Annotated in this window: 14 protein-coding genes; 9 read left to right on the top strand and 5 right to left on the bottom strand. The window is 59.7% G+C overall.

The genetic code is table 11. The features are described 5' to 3' along the window. Window positions 1–57: 57 nt before the first annotated feature. A complete protein-coding gene (gene valS, locus M3668_RS00380; protein ID WP_251378864.1) occupies window positions 58–2,679 on the bottom strand; it encodes a valine--tRNA ligase in 2,622 nt (873 codons plus the stop codon). 100 nt (window positions 2,680–2,779) lie between these two features. Here valS and M3668_RS00375 point away from each other — a divergent pair, with 100 nt between their 5' ends. Both M3668_RS00375 and M3668_RS00370 read left to right on the top strand, forming a co-directional pair. Then, complete coding sequence (locus M3668_RS00375) at window positions 2,780–3,571, top strand: SDR family oxidoreductase (RefSeq protein ID WP_251378863.1); 792 nt, start codon at window positions 2,780–2,782, stop codon at window positions 3,569–3,571. 255 nt (window positions 3,572–3,826) lie between these two features. Continuing rightward, window positions 3,827–4,573 (top strand): sirohydrochlorin chelatase, encoded by a 747-nt coding sequence (locus tag M3668_RS00370; RefSeq protein ID WP_251378862.1) that lies wholly within the window; start codon window positions 3,827–3,829, stop codon window positions 4,571–4,573. Here M3668_RS00370 and pdxY read toward each other — a convergent pair. Further along, the gene (gene pdxY, locus M3668_RS00365; protein ID WP_251378861.1) at window positions 4,563–5,417 is read right to left on the bottom strand and encodes a pyridoxal kinase PdxY; all 855 of its coding nucleotides are present in this window, start codon (window positions 5,415–5,417) and stop codon (window positions 4,563–4,565) included. The genes M3668_RS00370 and pdxY overlap by 11 nt on opposite strands. A 263-nt stretch (window positions 5,418–5,680) precedes the next feature. Here pdxY and M3668_RS00360 point away from each other — a divergent pair, with 263 nt between their 5' ends. The 5 genes from M3668_RS00360 to M3668_RS00340 are packed head-to-tail and all read left to right on the top strand — an operon-like array spanning window position 5,681 to window position 11,401. After that, entirely contained in the window at window positions 5,681–6,481 is an 801-nt protein-coding gene (locus tag M3668_RS00360) for a phosphoadenylyl-sulfate reductase (protein ID WP_251378860.1), read from the top strand. Continuing rightward, a complete protein-coding gene (gene cysD, locus M3668_RS00355) occupies window positions 6,463–7,392 on the top strand; it encodes a sulfate adenylyltransferase subunit CysD (RefSeq protein WP_502948940.1) in 930 nt (309 codons plus the stop codon). The genes M3668_RS00360 and cysD overlap by 19 nt, the downstream gene beginning before the upstream one ends. Window position 7,393: 1 nt before the next feature. Further along, window positions 7,394–8,689 carry a sulfate adenylyltransferase subunit 1 gene (locus M3668_RS00350; RefSeq protein ID WP_251378858.1) on the top strand — a complete coding sequence of 432 codons (1,296 nt, stop codon included), beginning with the start codon at window positions 7,394–7,396 and terminating at the stop codon, window positions 8,687–8,689. A gap of 25 nt (window positions 8,690–8,714) precedes the next feature. Next, window positions 8,715–9,662 carry a sulfite exporter TauE/SafE family protein gene (locus tag M3668_RS00345; protein WP_251378857.1) on the top strand — a complete coding sequence of 316 codons (948 nt, stop codon included), beginning with the start codon at window positions 8,715–8,717 and terminating at the stop codon, window positions 9,660–9,662. Between the two features lie 5 nt (window positions 9,663–9,667). Beyond that, window positions 9,668–11,401 (top strand): nitrite/sulfite reductase, encoded by a 1,734-nt coding sequence (locus tag M3668_RS00340; protein WP_251378856.1) that lies wholly within the window; start codon window positions 9,668–9,670, stop codon window positions 11,399–11,401. 130 nt (window positions 11,402–11,531) lie between these two features. On the opposite strand, the gene cobA is transcribed toward M3668_RS00340, so the two are convergent. Together cobA and nirB are read right to left on the bottom strand one after the other, a co-directional pair. Then, on the bottom strand, window positions 11,532–12,572 hold the full coding sequence (cobA, locus tag M3668_RS00335) for a uroporphyrinogen-III C-methyltransferase (protein ID WP_251378855.1): 1,041 nt from the start codon (window positions 12,570–12,572) through the stop codon (window positions 11,532–11,534). A 129-nt stretch (window positions 12,573–12,701) separates the two neighbouring features. After that, window positions 12,702–15,356: a nitrite reductase large subunit NirB gene (nirB, locus tag M3668_RS00330; protein ID WP_251378854.1), complete on the bottom strand. Its 2,655-nt coding sequence runs from the start codon at window positions 15,354–15,356 to the stop codon at window positions 12,702–12,704. A gap of 120 nt (window positions 15,357–15,476) precedes the next feature. Between nirB and nirD the strand changes: the two genes are divergently transcribed. Together nirD and M3668_RS00320 are read left to right on the top strand one after the other, a co-directional pair. Continuing rightward, a complete protein-coding gene (gene nirD / locus M3668_RS00325; protein ID WP_251378853.1) occupies window positions 15,477–15,809 on the top strand; it encodes a nitrite reductase small subunit NirD in 333 nt (110 codons plus the stop codon). Then, a complete protein-coding gene (locus M3668_RS00320; RefSeq protein ID WP_251378852.1) occupies window positions 15,806–16,258 on the top strand; it encodes a precorrin-2 dehydrogenase/sirohydrochlorin ferrochelatase family protein in 453 nt (150 codons plus the stop codon). Before nirD ends, M3668_RS00320 begins: the two co-directional genes overlap by 4 nt. A gap of 34 nt (window positions 16,259–16,292) precedes the next feature. Here M3668_RS00320 and M3668_RS00315 read toward each other — a convergent pair whose 3' ends face one another. Further along, a complete protein-coding gene (locus M3668_RS00315) occupies window positions 16,293–16,997 on the bottom strand; it encodes a GNAT family N-acetyltransferase (RefSeq protein WP_251378851.1) in 705 nt (234 codons plus the stop codon). Window positions 16,998–17,180 lie beyond the last annotated feature (183 nt).

Here is a 17,180-nt window from a genome sequence, read left to right as displayed (position 1 = left end):
CCCGGTTACCTTCGTGAGGTACCCGGGGCGCTTAGAGTGGGGGGGGGGGAGTTGCGCCTACTCGGCGTCTTCTACCAGAACAACGTCAGAGACAGTCAGCTCGCCTTTACCCTCAACTAGGGTGATGGCGCGGGCGTTGCCGGCAGCCTTGAGGTCGTTCAAACCTGTGGTCAGTCGGGTAACGTCAGCGGCAGAAGCGGTGATGACAGCGCTCTCAACCTCGGTGCGTTGTTTGACCTGGGCCTCGCTCTTTGCCTTGCGCAGCCCACTTAGGGCGGTTGCAACGGTGGGCAGCACCTCGGCATCAGCATCTGCTACCAGTGCTGCATAGCCTTCGGTGGTGGGCCAGGGTGCACGGTGCACGGAGCCAGCACGCCACCAGCTCCAAATCTCGTCGGTGACGAAGGGTAGGAAGGGAGCGAAGAGACGCAGCATAGCATCGAGGGTCGTTGCAAGAGCCGCCAGAACTGAGGCCTGCTGGTCTTCACCCACGTTGCCGTAAGCGCGATCCTTGATAAGTTCTACGAAATCATCGGTAAAGTGCCAGAAGAAGGTCTCTGAGATTTGCAGAGCACGGGCGTACTCGTAGTTCTCAAAGGCTTCGGTGGCACTCTCAACTAGGGTGTTGAGGCGTGCCAGTAGGGATAGATCCAGCTCGTTGATGACCGTGGTGGCCTGCTCGGGGCTGGTCAGCACTGAATCAGCGGTAGCACCCAGACCCAGAACAAACTTAGAAGCGTTAAGCAGCTTGATCGCCAGGCGGCGGCCAATCTTCATCTGCGCTTCATCATAGGCGGTATCGGCGCCCAGCTTTGCGGAAGCAGCCCAGTAGCGCACCGCGTCCGAACCGTACTTTTCAAGGACGTCGTTGGGGACCACCACGTTGCCCTTGGACTTTGACATCTTCTTGCGGTCCGGGTCCAGGATCCACCCCGACAGGGCGGTGTTGGTCCAGGGAACGGTGTTCTCCAAGGAGTTGGAGCGAACCACGGTCGAGAAGAGCCAAGTGCGGATGATGTCGTGACCCTGAGGACGCAGGTCCATGGGGAAGGTGACTTCGTGCAGTTTCTCGTTCACGGCCCAGCCAGTAGCAATCTGCGGGGTCAGGGAGGAGGTCGCCCAGGTGTCCAGGACGTCGGGGTCAGCAACGAAGCCTCCGGGCACGCCACGCTGATCTTCGGTGAAACCGGGGGCAGCCTGGGAAGCCGGGTCAACGGGGAGCATGTCCTCGGTGGGCAGGATGGGAGCATCGTAGTTGGGCTCGCCCTCAGCATCCAGTGCGTACCAGATGGGGAAGGGCACGCCGAAGAAGCGCTGACGGGAAATGAGCCAGTCGCCGTTGAGACCCTCAACCCAGTTCTCGTAGCGGGAGCGCATGAAGGCAGGGTGCCAGGTCATTTCGCGTCCGCGCTCTATCAGAGCCTCGCGGCGCTCGGTATCACGACCACCGTTGCGGATGTACCACTGACGGGAGGCTACGATTTCGAGGGGCTTATCACCTTTTTCGTAGAACTTGACCGGGTGGGTGATGGGCTTGGGCTCGCCGTCCATTTCACCGGCTTCGACCAGCATCTCAACAACGGTCTTCTGGGCGGTGAAGACGGTAGCGCCAGCCATACGCTCGTAGCGCTCGCGTCCCACTTGGCTGGTGATCCACTCCGGAGTCTCGGATGAGAAGCGGCCGTCGCGGCCGATCAGGGCGCGGGTGTCCAATTGCAGTTCGCGCCACCAGGTGACGTCTGTGGTATCGCCGAACGTACAAATCATGGCGATACCGGCACCCTTATCCGGCTGGGCTAGGGGGTGGGCCTTGATTTCGACTTCAACACCGAAGAGAGGAGAGGTGACCTTGGTGCCGAAGAGAGGCTTGTAGCGCTCGTCATCGGGGTGGGCGACCAGAGCAACACAGGAGGGCAGTAGCTCGGGGCGGGTAGTCTCGATCCAGACCTTCTCGCCGTTCTCGCGGTGGAAGGAAATGCGGTGGTAGGCGCCGGGTCGTTCTTTGTCTTCTAGCTCTGCCTGGGCAACCGCGGTGCGGAAGGTGACATCCCACATGGTGGGGGCTTCTGCCATGTAGGCATCGCCGCTTGCTAGGTCGTTGAGGAAGGCCAGCTGGGAGACCTTGCGAGAGCGGGCATCGATGGTGCGGTAGGTGTGTGACCAGTCCACGGACAGACCCAGGGTGGTGAAGAGTTCTTCGAAGACCTTTTCGTCTTCAACCGCTAGAATTTCACAGAGTTCGATGAAGTTCTGGCGGGAGATGCGGGGCCAGTCACGCTGGTTCTTGGCGGGCTTTTCGGGCGCTGTGAAATCGGGGTCATAAGGGATCGCGGGGTCACAGAGTACGCCGTAGTAGTTCTGCACGCGGCGTTCGGTGGGCAGACCGTTATCGTCCCAACCCAGGGGGTAGAAGACGTTCTTGCCCTTCATGCGCTGGTAGCGGGCTATCACGTCGGTCTGGGTATAGGAGAACATGTGACCGACGTGCAGTGAACCGGACGCCGTGGGCGGCGGGGTGTCAATCGAGTAGACCTGCTCGCGGGCGGTCTTTTCGTCAAACGCGTAGGTGTTGTGCTCAGCCCAGTTCTGAGTGAACTTCGCTTCAAGGCCTTCGAGGCCGGGCTTAGCGGGGACATTGATTTCTACGGGCGTGTCTGTGCCCTGGTTGATTTCAGCCATGCTGTCCATTCTCTCATGTCTGGCTCCAGCATGCACCCGGGCAGAGGGTTCTGTGAGCAGTAGGATAGAGGTCAGAGATTACCTACCGTGAGGAGTTCACATGAACCTGCCTGCTAACCCCTTTGCCCCCGATGCTCATACCGGTAAGGTTGCTGTGGTGACCGGTGCCTCTTCTGGAATCGGCCGTGCCACCGCCGAGCTGATGACTGCTACCGGCTGGACGGTTTATGCTGTAGCCCGCCGCGCTGACCGCCTCGAGGAGCTGGCCTCACGCACTTCGGTGCATCCGGTCGTCCTCGATATTACGGACGCAAAGGCGGTCACCGCCCGCGCCCAGGAGATTCTGGGTGAAACCGGCGGTCGTCTCGATGCTCTCGTTAATATCTCTGGCGGTGCTATTGGGGCTGACTCGGTGGCGAATGCCGACCCTGCTGGCTGGTCGGCCATGTTCGAGCTTAACGTGATTGGCACCCTCCATATGGTCAAGGCCTTTTTGCCAGCCCTGCGCGAGAATGGCCAGGGCACCATCCTTAACCTGACCTCAACCGCGGCAGAAGCCGGCTACGAAGGGGGAGCGGGCTACAACGCCGCCAAGTTCGGTGAGCGGGCCCTGACCGAAACCCTGCGCCTGGAAGAAGCTGAACATAACGTGCGTGTAATTGAGGTACGCCCCGGCATGGTGCACACCGAAGAGTTCTCGCGTAACCGCCTTGGGTCGGAAGATGCCGCAGCTAAGGTCTACGTTGGCGTGGACAAGCCCCTGCTGGCTGAGGATGTCGCCCAGACCGTCACCTTCGCGGTGAACGTTCCCCACCATATCAACCTGGACCACATCACCATGCGGCCGGTGGCTCAGGCGGCTCAGTACAAAGTGATTCGCCGGGCAGAATAAATCTGCCAGAAGCGTTAAGCGCGAGCGGGGGCTGCTGTATGAGGCGGATTAGTCGGATGTCTTGAAAACAGTTCTATCGAAGGTAGGGTTTAGATATCCAGGCTGGCACCGTGGAGCAAGTGATTGAAGAGGCAGAGGCGGTCATCTTCGCTCCCGTTATGGAGAATTAATCAAGATATATGACGGGTGGGGGTGTATCTCTCATGCTGTTGATTGTCCTGTACAGTGGGTGGGGTCAGCCCCACCCACTGTGCTGTGTCAACAGCAGACTGGAGCCTCATGATTCACCTGGTCGCCGCCTCCCACGGAACCGATAACCCCCAGGGCCGTCAAGCCGTCAATCTCATCCGTGAGCAGCTCACTGCCCTGGTCGAGGCTCAGGCTCCGGGAACCTACACTGTGCACGAAGCCTATGTAGATGTGCAAGAACCCTCCCTGCCGCAGGTATTGCAAGGCTTGCCGTCCGGGGCGACCGCCGTCCTTGTGCCCCTGCTGCTTTCACCGGGCTACCACACCGAACATGACATGAGGCAGGCAGCTGCCAGCGCCAGCCACTTGACTACCACAATTGCTCGCGCACTGGGCCCCTCAGCAGCCCTTGCCAAACTCCAGCGTCAGCGGTTAGAAGAAGCGGGCTGGGACGGCTACGACGATATCGCCATGGCGGCAGCCGGTTCCTCCCGGGCAGACGGCCGTGAAGCTGTGCTCTACCAGGCAGAAGTATTCAGTACCCTGCTCAGCCGGCGGGTGCCCTACGGCTTTGTCGCCGATATCGAACCTACCATCGAACAGGCGTGGGAGAGTAACCAGGCCGAATACATCTCAACCTACCTGCTGGCCCGCGGCTACTTCCACAACAAACTCACCAAGGCTTATCAGGGCACAGAAAAGGCGGTCGTCGCCGAGCCGCTCGTGTTACCCGGTGAGGCCGCCTCTGCTGCGGTAATCGCTTCGGTTGCCCTGGAACGGGCTAACGAAGCCCTAGCTGCTCTTAGCGCTTAACCGCTACCGCCTCAAAGGTCTCAGCAGGTTCAACGTAGGCCTGCTGGGACTCAACCAGCTGCAGTTCACGCTGGCCCGAGACTAGGGTGTTTTTCAGCAGTTCGTAGACGCTGGCGGTGGTGAGTTCCAGTGCTTCCTTCAGGCTCTTGCCCGCTGCGAAGTGAGAGGCAAAGAGGGCCTGGGTAACGTCTCCCGAGCCGTTAGCCTTCATGGGCAAGCGGGGAGTGGTGACTAGCCAGGCCTCATCGCCTGAAACGGCCAGCATCTGAATAGAGTCGTCGGGGGTTTCAGGGGTGTTGACGCTGGTGACCAGCACTGTCTGGGGGCCAACCTTCTGGACTGCGCCCACAGACTCAAGGACCTCATCTAGGGTCTTAGGGTCCGTGCCGGTGACAAAGCCCAGCTCAAACTGATTGGGAGTGATGATGTCGGCGTGCTGGATTACGCGATCACGGATGAGCTCCTGCACCTCGGGGGAGACGAAACAGCCACTGGTTGCGTTGCCCAGCACCGGGTCGCAAGAGTAGAGGACGTTAGGGTTGGCTGCGCGGGCCTTAGCAACGGCATCAAGAATGGCATCGCCGATGGATGAGCCACCCTGGTAACCGGAAATAACCAAGGCGGTGTCGACCAAGCCGCCCCGCTCTTCGATGCCGGTGACAATCTCGCGGACGTCGTCACCCGAAATCAGCGGGCCTCGCCAGGCACCATAGCCGGTGTGATTTGAGAACAGGACGGTATTGACGGGCATGACCTCGTGGCCAAGACGTTGGAGCGGGAAGACTGCGGCTGAATTACCTACGTGGCCGTAGGCAACAGCGGACTGAATAGACAAAATACGCATAAACACCATTGTGGCATGCCCCGGGTCTATCTGCGGTACGCCCGTTTCATGAGATGACAGGTAAGTCTGCAGCCAGTGGTGCACAGTAGTTGGCTCTCAGGGCCTGACGCAAAATTTAGGGCGTAAAAATTACCCCCTGTTAAGACCTGTGACGTAAAAATGTCGCCCCGTGACTTAGTCCCCGAAATAAATCGACCACCCCGCCCCCATAAGCCTAGACTTTCAAACAATTCGACCTTAAGAACAGTTATGAAAGGAACACTATGGAACCCTCATCCGTGAGCTTTAAAAACTTTGGTCTTGGTTCACCGGCCACACCGCTGGAAAATCCGGCGATTAGCCCAGAAGGAACGGCCGAGCCCGCCCAGCTCTCAGACGCAGAGAAAGAGGCCAACCGGGAACTCGTGGATCGCTATGCGGATGCCCTCTACGATGCGAGCGCCGAAGAAATCCTGACCTGGGCCCACGAACACGTGGCGGGCAAGCTGGTGGTAACCCTCTCCATGGAAAACACGGTGCTGGCTGAACTAGCCAGCCGTTACCTACCTGACTCAGACTTTCTTTTCCTCGATACAGGGTATCACTTTCCCGAGACCCTGGACGTAGCTCAGAAGGTAGAGCAACGCTACCCCCAAAACCTGGTCAAGGCTAAGCCTCTGCTCACCGTCGGCCAGCAGGATGCACGCTACGGTATCAACCTCTACAATGCCGACCCCGCCGCCTGCTGCCGCATGCGCAAGGTGGAGCCCCTAGCCGTGTCCATGGCCCCCTACACCGGCTGGATCACCGGCCTACGCCGGGCAGATTCACCGCTTCGCGCCACCACCCCGGCCCTGGACATTGACCCCAACGGCAGACTGAAAATTTCGCCCCTGGTCACCTGGAGCCTGGAAGACACCGACCAGTACATCGAAGACAAGAACCTCATCGTTCACCCCCTGACCAAGGCAGGCTACCCCTCCATCGGCTGTGCCCCCTGCACCGCCAAGGTAGAAGCTGGCCAAGACCCCCGCAGCGGACGCTGGGCAGGGTTCACCAAGACAGAATGCGGACTACACACATGAGCACCACAACAGCAGGAACCCTTTCACCTCACCTCAAAGACCTAGAAAACGAGTCAATCCATATCCTGCGCGAAGTAGCCGGGCAATTCGATAAGGTCGCCCTGCTCTTCTCGGGCGGCAAAGACTCCGTAGTTGTCTACGAACTAGCCCGCCGCGCCTTCGCACCTGCACCCGTGCCCTTTGAACTACTCCACGTGGATACCGGCCACAACTTCCCTGAAGTCATCGACTTCCGCGACCGACTGGTAAAGCGCACCGGCGCCCGCCTGCGCGTCGCCAAAGTCCAGGACTGGATTGACCGGGGCGAACTTCAGGAGCGACCCGACGGCACCCGTAACCCCCTGCAAACCGTGCCCCTGGTTGAAACCATCGAGGAGCAAGGTTATGACGCAGTTCTCGGTGGCGCTCGCCGCGATGAGGAACGAGCCCGCGCCAAAGAGCGAATCTTCTCGGTGCGCGATGCCTTCGGCGGCTGGGACCCCCGCCGCCAACGCCCCGAGCTGTGGAACCTCTACAACGGCGGGCACCTGCCCGGCGAGAACATCCGTGTCTTCCCCATCTCCAACTGGACCGAAGCCGATATCTGGGAATACATCGGTGCTCGCGCTATCGAGCTTCCCCCTATCTACTTCTCCCACGAGCGCGAAGTCTTCAACCGCGACGGCATGTGGCTGACCGCGGGGGAGTGGGGTGGGCCCAGCAAGGGCGAACCCATTGAAACTCGCCGGGTACGCTACCGCACCGTCGGTGATATGAGCTGCACCGGCGCCGTGCTGTCTGAAGCCAGCACGGTACAGGACATTATCACCGAAATCTCCACCTCAACACTGACCGAACGCGGCGCAACCCGCGCGGACGACCGCCTCAGCGAATCAGCCATGGAAGACCGCAAGAAGGAAGGTTACTTCTAAAATGACTCTGCTCACCCAACCCACCGACAGCGAGCCGGCACCCGGGGCAGCGGCCTCGGCCCAGCTCGCAACTCGCCAGACCCTGCGCCTGTGCACCGCCGGTAGCGTCGACGACGGCAAATCAACCTTCGTGGGCCGCCTACTGCACGACACCAAGAGTGTGCTGGCCGATCAGCTCTCAGCAGTCGAGCGCACCAGCCGTGAGCGCGGCCACGATGGACTTGACCTATCACTACTGGTCGATGGTCTGCGCGCCGAGCGTGAGCAGGGCATCACCATTGACGTGGCCTACCGCTATTTCTCAACCGCCGAGCGCACCTTCATTCTGGCTGATACTCCAGGCCATGTGCAGTACACCCGCAATACCGTTACGGGTGTTTCAACCTCCCAGGTCGTAGTGTTGCTCGTCGATGCCCGCCACGGCGTGGTGACCCAGACCCGCCGCCACCTGACGGTCGCAGCCCTGCTGGGCGTGCGCCAAGTAGTTCTGGCGGTCAACAAGATTGACCTGGTGGATTACTCCCAGGACACCTTTGAGCAGATTCGCGAGGAATTTACGGCTCTAGCGCAGGAGAAGGGGGTTGCCGAGGTCACCGTCATCCCCATTAGCGCGCTGAGGGGGGATAACGTGGTGGAACCATCCACAAACACCCCCTGGTACACCGGCCCCACCGTGCTTGGGTACCTAGAAACCGTGGAGGTCACCGAGGCTACGTCGGAGCTGGGCCTGCGCCTGCCCATTCAGTATGTCATCCGCCCGCAGGGCACTGACTACCGGGGCTACGCTGGCCGTATTGCCGCCGGGCACCTAGCCGTGGGGGATATCGTGCACCTGGGGCAGGGGCGCACTAGCACCGTCACTCATATCGACACCGCAGATGGTGAAGCCGCTACTGCCACCACCGGCGATTCCATCGTGGTGCGTCTGGCAGACGATATCGACCTATCCCGCGGCGACCTCATCGCAGGAGCCGACCGCCCCGAGGGGAGCCGGGATCTCACCGCCACCCTGGTAGGACTGGCCGACACCCCCTTACGCCCCGGCGCCAAGGTAAAACTCCGCTACGGCACCTCCCTGGTGCGAGCTCGATTGACCTCCATCGACTCCCTACTCGATATCGACACCAACCATGAACACCCCGGTGAAGCCATCGAACTGAATGACATCGCCACCGTCACCCTACAACTGGCAGAAGACCTACCCACCGAACCCTACAGCGGGCGCGGGCTGGTAGGCTCCCTTTTGCTCATCAATCAGGCAGACGGCACCACCCTCGCTGCAGGACTCGTCCGCTAGAGCCCCTCACAGAACGAATACCACCATGAACAAACTACTTCTCATCGCCCTAGGCGGTCTGCTTGCCCAACTGGTCGACGGCAGCCTCGGCATGGGGTTTGGTGCCACCTCATCCACCCTGCTCCTTGCCCTTGCCGCGATGAACCCGGCCAGCGCGTCCGCAGTTGTTCATGTGGCAGAACTCGGCACCACCCTCGCATCGGGTGTGAGTCACTGGCGGTTCAATAACATCGACTGGAAGGTTGTACTTCGCCTGGGCCTGCCCGGGGCGGTAGGGGCCTTTGCCGGAGCCACACTGCTCTCCAACCTCTCCCTGGCCACCGCCAAGCCGGTCATGGCAACTATTCTGACTCTCATCGGCATCAACCTGGTCCTCCGCTTTTCAACCGGACGGCGTACCGCCCGGGGCACCGGAGCCCCCGCCACCCCCCGAACCCTCAGCTTCCTAGGGCTCTTCGGAGGATTTGTTGACGCCGCCGGTGGAGGAGGCTGGGGGCCTGTCACCAGCTCCACCCTGATGAGCATCGGCAAAACAGAACCCCGCCGAATAGTGGGTACCGTCAATACGGCTGAATTCCTGGTGACCCTAGCAGCTAGCCTGGGCTTTGTTCTGGGCATGTGGCAGGAACTGACTGAACACCTCCTGCCCGTCCTCGCTCTGCTAGCCGGTGGTGTCCTCGCTGCCCCGTTTGCCGCCTGGCTGGTCACCCGCATCAACCCCACCGCACTCGGGGGCTTTGTGGGCACCTGCCTCGTCGTAACCCACCTGCCCTACCTCATCGGCCTTGCCCCGGCTCTTGCTCCCTATAGCCTGCCGCTGATTCTGGCAACTGCCCTGACCGGACTGGTCTTGAGCGTCCGCGGGGTACTGCGAAGCCGCCAGCTGACACCGCGCCGTCCCACCGGCTACCAGGAAACCGTTCCTCCCTCAATTCACACTCTTGCTACCAGCACCACACGCACGAAAGACTAGAACCCATGGCAAAAACCCTCACCGCCCGTCCTGACCAGGCCGCAACCCCGTCTCGTCGCAAACCTGTCTCTAAGAAGCCCAACGGTCAGTGGAAAATCGACGGCAAGACCCCGCTCAATGCCAATGAAGAATTCAAGCTAGCTGACGACGGCTTGCACGTGCGCGAGCGTATCATCGACACCTACTCCAAAGAAGGCTTCGATGCCATCGACTCAGATGATCTCCACGGACGCTTCCGCTGGTGGGGACTCTACACCCAGCGTAAGCAGGGGATTGACGGCGGACGCACCGCCACGCTGAGCCCAGAAGAGCTTGAAGATAAGTACTTCATGCTGCGCGTGCGAATCGACTCAGGTCAGCTCACCACCGAGCAGACCCGCGTAATCGGGGAAATCTCCCGAGATTTCGCCCGTGATACCGCCGATGTGACCGACCGCCAAAACGTGCAGCTGCACTGGGTGCAGGTAGAAGATGTGCCCGAAATCTGGCGCCGCCTGGCTGAGGTGAATCTCGATACCACTGAGGCCTGCGGCGACGTTAGCCGCGTCATTCTGGGCTCGCCCTTAGCCGGTATCGCGGCTGACGAACTGATTGACCCTACCCCGGTCATCCATGACATCAAAGAAAAGTACATCGGCGACCCTGCCTTCTCGAACCTGCCACGCAAGTTCAAGACCTGCTTCACCGGCCACCCCAGCCAGGACGTCGTCCACGAAATCAACGATATTGCTTTCGTAGGTGTGACCCACCCCGACCTGGGCGTCGGTTATGACCTGTGGGTGGGTGGGGGTCTATCCACTAACGCCAAGCTGGCCGAACGCCTCGGTGTCTTCGTCACCCAGGACCAGGCCGTTGAGGTCTGGAAGGGCGTCATCTCCATCTTCCGCGACTACGGCTACCGCCGCCTGCGCAACAAGGCCCGCCTGAAGTTCCTGGTCGCTGACTGGGGCGTTGAAAAGTTCCGCCAGGTACTAGAAGAAGAGTACCTGGGTTACGCTCTGCCCGACGGCCCCGCCCCCGAGACCCCCACTGTGACCGGTGATCATGTTGGCGTGCACGCTCAGAAGGACGGCAAGTTCTACATCGGTCTGACCCCCACCGTGGGCCGCATTAGCGGCAACCAGCTCATTGACTTAGCCCACCTGGTTGAAAAGTACGGCTCCACCCGCCTGCGCACCACCCCTTACCAGAAGCTGGTCGTGCTCGACATCGAAAAAGATGATGTTGAGCCCTTCATCGCCGAAGCTGAGAAACTGGGCTTTTACGCGCGTCCGTCCGTCTTCCGCCGCTCTACCATCGCCTGCACCGGTATCGAATACTGCAAGCTGGCGATTGTGGCAACAAAGTCCACCGCAGAGCGGGTGATTGATAACCTCGAAGAGCGCCTAGCCGATGTTGCTGACCAGCTCCCGGAGCGCCTGACCCTGCACATTAACGGCTGCCCCAACTCTTGCGCCCGTATTCAGACCGCAGATATTGGGCTCAAGGGCCAGATAATTACTACCGAGGACGGACGCCAAGTACCGGGCTTCCAGGTACACCTCGGTGGGGGTCTGGCCGACTACCAGAATGATGCAGCCGGCACCCTTGGGCGTACTGTGCGCGGGCTTAAAGTTGAAGCTGACCTGCTCGAAGACTACCTTGAGCGCCTGATTCGCGCCTACCTGGCTGAGCGCGCGGACGCGTCCCTAAGCTTTGCCCGCTGGGCAATGGAGGCGGACGAGCAGCAGCTGGTCTAGAGCTAGTTCTTAGACGCGTCCGCCGGTTTTCTCACTCCTTTGAAGGAGAAAACCGGCGGACGCGTCGAAATCTAGGTGACTCTCTGCGAGCCCTGTGGGCCCGCAACAGAGAGAGCCAATACCTGTAACACTAATGGGTCTCGAAGGCCCGAGCCATCACCTCATCGCGGCGGGGGCCGGCAACCGCGCACACCTCACCCAGGGTAATCACGGCAGGTGGCTTCACATCGGCTAGGGTCTCAAGGCAGTCATCTAAGGTTGCGTATATCTCGCGCTGCTTGGGGCGGAAACCGTCCTGCACCGCAATCATAGGTAAGGACGTCGGCACACCGCGCTTGCGCAAACCGGCAACGGTGTGGGGTAAAGATTTCACACCCATGAGCAAGGAGACTGTGCCGCCATCCTTGAGCAGGCCTGCTAATTGGTCCAGCTCTGAGCCGCTCAGGGGGGCATGGCCAGACACCACCGTGAACATGTGGGAGACACCGCGTAAGGTGATGGGAACTCCGGCAAGGGCGGGGAGGGCAATCGACGACGTAACTCCCGAATACACCGTTACCGGTATACCAGCCTGCTCACAGACATACAGTTCCTCAGCGCCCCGGCCAAAGACGTAGGGATCACCCCCCTTGAGGCGGGCTACGGTGCGCCCGGCTTGGGCATACTCGACCATGAGCTGGTCAATGTCGCGCTGGGGTACCCGGTGCTTGCCGGGAGTCTTTCCCACATCGATAATTTCCGCTTTGGGTGCCCAACGGGGTAGATCCTGGTGTGGGGCCAGGTGGTCAAGGAGGACGACGTCCGCCCGGCTGAGGGCCTCAAGGGCATGGCGGGTCATGAGCCCGGGGTCGCCTGGTCCTGCTCCTATGAGGTAGACTCTTCCGACTTGCTGGGGCGCAGGTTCGCTATCCACAAGAAGTACTGCGTGCAAGCCCCTGCTACTCCGCGCGGTTTTCACCGCTTGTCGCCAGCTAGCAATCTCGTTGGGGTGTTCGGCGCAGATGACGACCACAGAGGGGGAAATACCTTCTATAGCAGAGGGAAGTAAGTCAGGGGAGTAAACACTCGTTACTTCAGCGGCGGCCTGATACTTAGGCGCAACCTGGCGCACCCGTTCTGAAGTTCCGCAGAGCAGCACAGAGGCACTGGCTACATCAAGATCAGCGAACACGCTTCTTCCTCTCCCTAGAAAACTCGCTACCCTTAATCCTCACACGGGGTAGGGGACTTCACCCACTTGCATGACCTCGCATGAACCGGCCTGTAATCGCCGCGTCACACGAGGTCACACGGGCACTATCTAGCCTGCATGCACCGGCAGGCTAGCCCCGGCAATCAGAACCTTCTCACCGGCGTCCTCACCCTCAAAATCGCCATCGGCCGCAGCTATTTCTGCCTCGGTTGCCGGGCGAATCTGATTGCGTTCCAGCACATACATGCGGTCACCTGCCGAATTAGCTTCCGGTTCATTGACAAAAGCCCTAAAACGGCGCAAACGCTTCTCGTCACGCAAAGTCGCGGCCCACTCGTCCTCATAATGGTCAATGTGGTACTGCATGTCGGCATCCAGCTGCTCACAGAGACCCAGCTTGTCGTCGATAATTACCTCGCGCAGGTGCTCGATGGCATCCCCGAACTTCTCGTCTAGGTCCTCAGCCCAACGGGCAGTGCGCTGTAGCTTATCAGCGGTGCGGATGTAGTACATCAGGTAACGGTCAATGTAGGTGTAAGCAGTCTCCTGATCCAGGTCCTTAGCGAAGAGACGGCCGTGCGCGGGAGTCGCACCACCGTTACCTGCGAAGTAGAGGTTCCAGCCATTAGCGGTGGCAATTACCCCAACGTCCTTGCCCTGAGCCTCAGCACATTCACGGTTACAGCCCGAAACGCCCATCTTGAACTTGTGGGGCGAACGCAGACCTTTATAGCGGTTCTCGGTATCGATAGCCATCTGCACCGAATCCAGCATGCCAAAGCGGCACCAGGCGCTACCGATACAGCTCTTGACGTTGCGCAGTGACTTACCGTAGGCCTGGCCCGACTCAAACCCGGCCTCCACCAGACGCTTCCAAATCTCGGGGAGCTGCTCCAAGCGTGCACCGTACAAACCGATACGCTGGGCACCATTAATCTTGGTGTAGAGGCCAAAGTCGCCGGCAACTTCTGCGATCACCGCCAGCTTCTGCGGGGTGATTTCGCCACCGGGGATGCGGGGGATTACACCGTAGGTGCCATCTTTCTGCATGTTAGCCAGGTTGCGGTCGTTGGTGTCCTGCAGAGTGCCACGGCCGCCGTCCAGAGCGTAGCTCTTGCGGGTGGACGCCAGGATGGAGGCAACCGTCGGCTTACAGATTGCACAGCCCTCTTCGCCCTTGCCAAAGCGCTCCAGCACGGTATAGAAGTCATCCAATTCAGCCACAGCATGGACTGCCTGGAAGAGTTCAGCACGTGAAAACTCGAAATGATCACAGAGGGCATTAGAAACTTCCAGCCCCATCTTGGCCATGGTCTGATTCAAGGTCTTCTGAATCATGGGGACACAGTTACCGCACTGGGTGCCAGCAGTGGTGCTCTTCTTGATGGAGTTCACATCCTGGTCGCCGTTTGCTACAGCTGCACGAATAGAGCCAAAGCTAACGTTATTGCAGGAACACAGGATAGCGTCATCAGGCAACTCGGTATCAGGAACCCCGTCCCCACCGGAAGCTGAGAGATAGGCATTAGGCTCAGCCGGCAACTCACGACCCAGCAGAGGCTTCAAAGAATCGTAGGGGTCAGTATCGCCCACAAAGACGCCACCCAGCAGAGTCTTAGCATCCGAGGTAGTGACAATCTTCTGGTACATCCCGCGCGCGGGATCGGCATACACAATCTCAAGGCAACCCGGAGTAGTGCCACGTCGGTCACCGAAACCAGCCACAGAAAGACCGGAGAACTTCAGCTTGGTCGCAATATCAAAGTCAGTTAGAGACTCATCGCCCCCGGTCAGGTTAGTTGCCACGGCCTCAGCCATCTGGTTAGCCGGTGCCACCAGACCCCAGGTGCGGCCCAGAATGCAGGCGACCTCGCCGATAGCCCAGATGGTGGGGTCCTCCGACTGACAGTTGGGGGTAACCAGTACGCCACCGCGCTCGCCAACCTTGAGCCCGGCATCCCTAGCAAGTTGGTCATTAGGGCGGATCCCTGCTGCCATCATGACGATGTCAGCGGGCAGGTTGTGAATAGCTGCTTCATCGCCCATGCCATCTGCAACTGATACAGAAACAACCTCTCCGTTAGCGTCACGGTTGATGGATGAAATAAAGGCACCGGTTTCAATCTCAATCCCAGCTTCGCGGATTGCGGCATTGACGGCGAAGCCGCCGCCCTGATCAACCTCGATGGAAAGGAGCCAGGGAGCTACGTCCAAAATGGTTGGCTCGCCGCCCAGGTGTTTGAGACCCTCAGCTGCTTCAAGGCCCAACAGACCGCCGCCAACCACGATAGCTTTGGGGGCACGTCCCAGTTTTTCACTGAGTCGCTCCATTTCGCTGACGACGTTTTTCACACCGTCAATGGTGCGGAAGACATGCGCTGATTCGGAGCCAGGGATGGGGATTTTGACGGCCGAGGAGCCGGTAGCTAGGACTAGCTCATCGTAGGGGTAGAACCGACCATCGGTGGCGCGGACGGTGCGGTTCTTTCGATCAATGGCAGTGGCGCTTACGCCGTTGACCAGGGTGATGTGCGGGCTGGTCCATAGATCTGAATCGCCCAGGGTGAGATCTCGGTTTGGGTCGATGAAAATCTGTTCGAGGGCTACACGGTCGTAGGGGAGGTATGGCTCATCGTTGAGCACGGTAAGGTGGGAGGCGCCGGCGTCCTTTTCAATGAAGGCCTTGGCGAACCTCCAGGCGGCGGGCCCACCTCCAATCACCAGGACTGAACGTTGATTGGTGGCGAGGGGGTTGGTGGACATCAGTGCCTCCCTGTGTGGTTTCAAACCGGTTTAATACGTATTAATAATGCTAATATTAGCTTAAAAGCAAGACAAACCCACACAAACACAAGCAGTGAAATAGAAATTAGGGAGAGTACCGTGATAACACAGTGGCACCGTATCTGCGCCATGGATGAACTGGAACCCAACTGGGGCGAGGCCGCCCTGCTTGATGGGCGGCAATATGCGGTCTTCCGCACCTCGAGCGATTCCATCTTTGTGACCGACCACAAAGACCCTGCCTCTGGTTCCCTGGTGATAGCCCGCGGTATCGTCGGTGAAAAGAACGGCGAGTCGACCGTAACCTCCCCACTCTACAAAGAGGTATACTCACTGGCCAGTGGTGACTGCCTCTCTGGGGGTGAATTTAGCCTACCCGTTTACTCTGTTGAGGTGCGCGACGGAGATGTCTGGGTGGAGCTGCCCGCGTGAACCAGCGCTTACCCCTAGCGCTGGATGTGCGCGGGCGCCGGGTACTCGTTGTGGGAGCCGGGCAGGTCGCTGCCCGTAAGATTGCTCCCCTCGTGCGCGCCGGCGCCCGAGTCGAAGTGGTTGCGCCAACTCTGAGTGTCCCGGTTGAAGAAAAACTGACCGCCGGGCAACTGGTTGCCCAGCGGCGTCCTTTTACTCCTGATGACCTAACCGGAACCTGGCTGGTATATGCCCTGACCGACTCACCCGAGCTCAATGAGCAGGTAGCAGCCCTCTGTGAGGAGCGAGCGATCTGGTGCCTGCTGGGCGGGGCTTCGCACAAGTCTTCAGTCTGGTCTCTGGCTCACCGCTGGCAAGGAAGTGAGTTGGTGGCTGTTTCTGGCGATGGTAATCCTCACCGGGCCCTTGCGCTGTTGAAGCGCATCAGTAAGGCTTTAGGCTGGGACTAGAGTAAGCTCTCCCTCTATATCGACCTCGGATTACCTAGTTCAGGTGCAGGGTCATATCGTGCCAGATCTCTCCACCGTGCGTGGATTCTGAAACTCCGTCCAGCTCAAAACCCTGTTTTTCGTAGAAGCCAATCAATTCCTTCTTGCAGGTGAGAATCACACCGGAGCGACCCTGCTCCCGGGCCTGGTCTATTAGCTGCTCTATCAAGGCGGACGCGTAGCCCCGTCCCCGGTAGACAGGGCGGGTATTGATGCCAAACACCGTCTGGTAGGCGCCGTGACGTGTGTGAGATGCAGGGTTCTGATAGAGGTCATCGAAGATGACGGGGGAATCTGTGACCAGACCGTCGATGAAGGCAACAATTTCACCGTCTGCCTCAAGTACCCAGAAGTGTTCACCAAAGATCTCAAACCTAGCCCGTAAATCGCTCTCGCTGGCGGCTTCTGCTGCCGGGAAGCACTCGGCCTCAATGGCTGCAAGGGTGCGCAGGTCTTCTTTCCGAGCCTGACGGACCTCAATTCGGGCGTCCTTGCGGTGGGTGTCTGCCGCCGCATCAAGTCCGTCCAGGGTCTGCCCGCCAACACCCCAGTCGGTACGCGGCACCTCGTTGAGAATCACCCACACCGAGCTTTCCTTGGCACCCATCACCCGCCCGTAGGCGCGGGTGAGCTCAACAATCAGTTCGGCTTTCTTCTCATCGGACTGAATAGATGCGTACGAGACGTTAATCAGTGGCACGGTGTTCTCCTCGATAGTATGTGCACCCAAGTCTATCGGCCCGGGGCAGGCACATGGGGACCCCCTCAGTACGGGCAGTGCGGCGTTGAAACTCCCGGTACTAGGCTGAGACGTGCTGAGGTGTAGCTGGGCCCGCCGCCGCTCAGTGGTAACTTGACTCTCGGAGTAGCCACTGAGTGGCGT

The organism is Rothia sp. P100 (assembly GCF_023712425.1).
Classification (GTDB): Bacteria; Actinomycetota; Actinomycetes; order Actinomycetales; family Micrococcaceae; genus Rothia; species Rothia endophytica.
This window is presented reverse-complemented; position numbering and strand designations above follow the sequence as displayed.

Excerpts from the sequence above, each read along its gene's own strand:
- valS (WP_251378864.1), bottom strand. The coding sequence starts at position 2,679 with ATGGCTGAAATCAACCAGGGCACAGACACGCCCGTAGAAATCAATGTC.
- M3668_RS00375 (WP_251378863.1), top strand. The coding sequence starts at position 2,780 with ATGAACCTGCCTGCTAACCCCTTTGCCCCCGATGCTCATACCGGTAAG.
- pdxY (WP_251378861.1), bottom strand. The coding sequence starts at position 5,417 with ATGCGTATTTTGTCTATTCAGTCCGCTGTTGCCTACGGCCACGTAGGT.
- M3668_RS00360 (WP_251378860.1), top strand. The coding sequence starts at position 5,681 with ATGGAACCCTCATCCGTGAGCTTTAAAAACTTTGGTCTTGGTTCACCG.
- cysD (WP_502948940.1), top strand. The coding sequence starts at position 6,463 with ATGCGGACTACACACATGAGCACCACAACAGCAGGAACCCTTTCACCT.
- M3668_RS00350 (WP_251378858.1), top strand. The coding sequence starts at position 7,394 with ATGACTCTGCTCACCCAACCCACCGACAGCGAGCCGGCACCCGGGGCA.
- M3668_RS00345 (WP_251378857.1), top strand. The coding sequence starts at position 8,715 with ATGAACAAACTACTTCTCATCGCCCTAGGCGGTCTGCTTGCCCAACTG.
- M3668_RS00340 (WP_251378856.1), top strand. The coding sequence starts at position 9,668 with ATGGCAAAAACCCTCACCGCCCGTCCTGACCAGGCCGCAACCCCGTCT.
- nirB (WP_251378854.1), bottom strand. The coding sequence starts at position 15,356 with ATGTCCACCAACCCCCTCGCCACCAATCAACGTTCAGTCCTGGTGATT.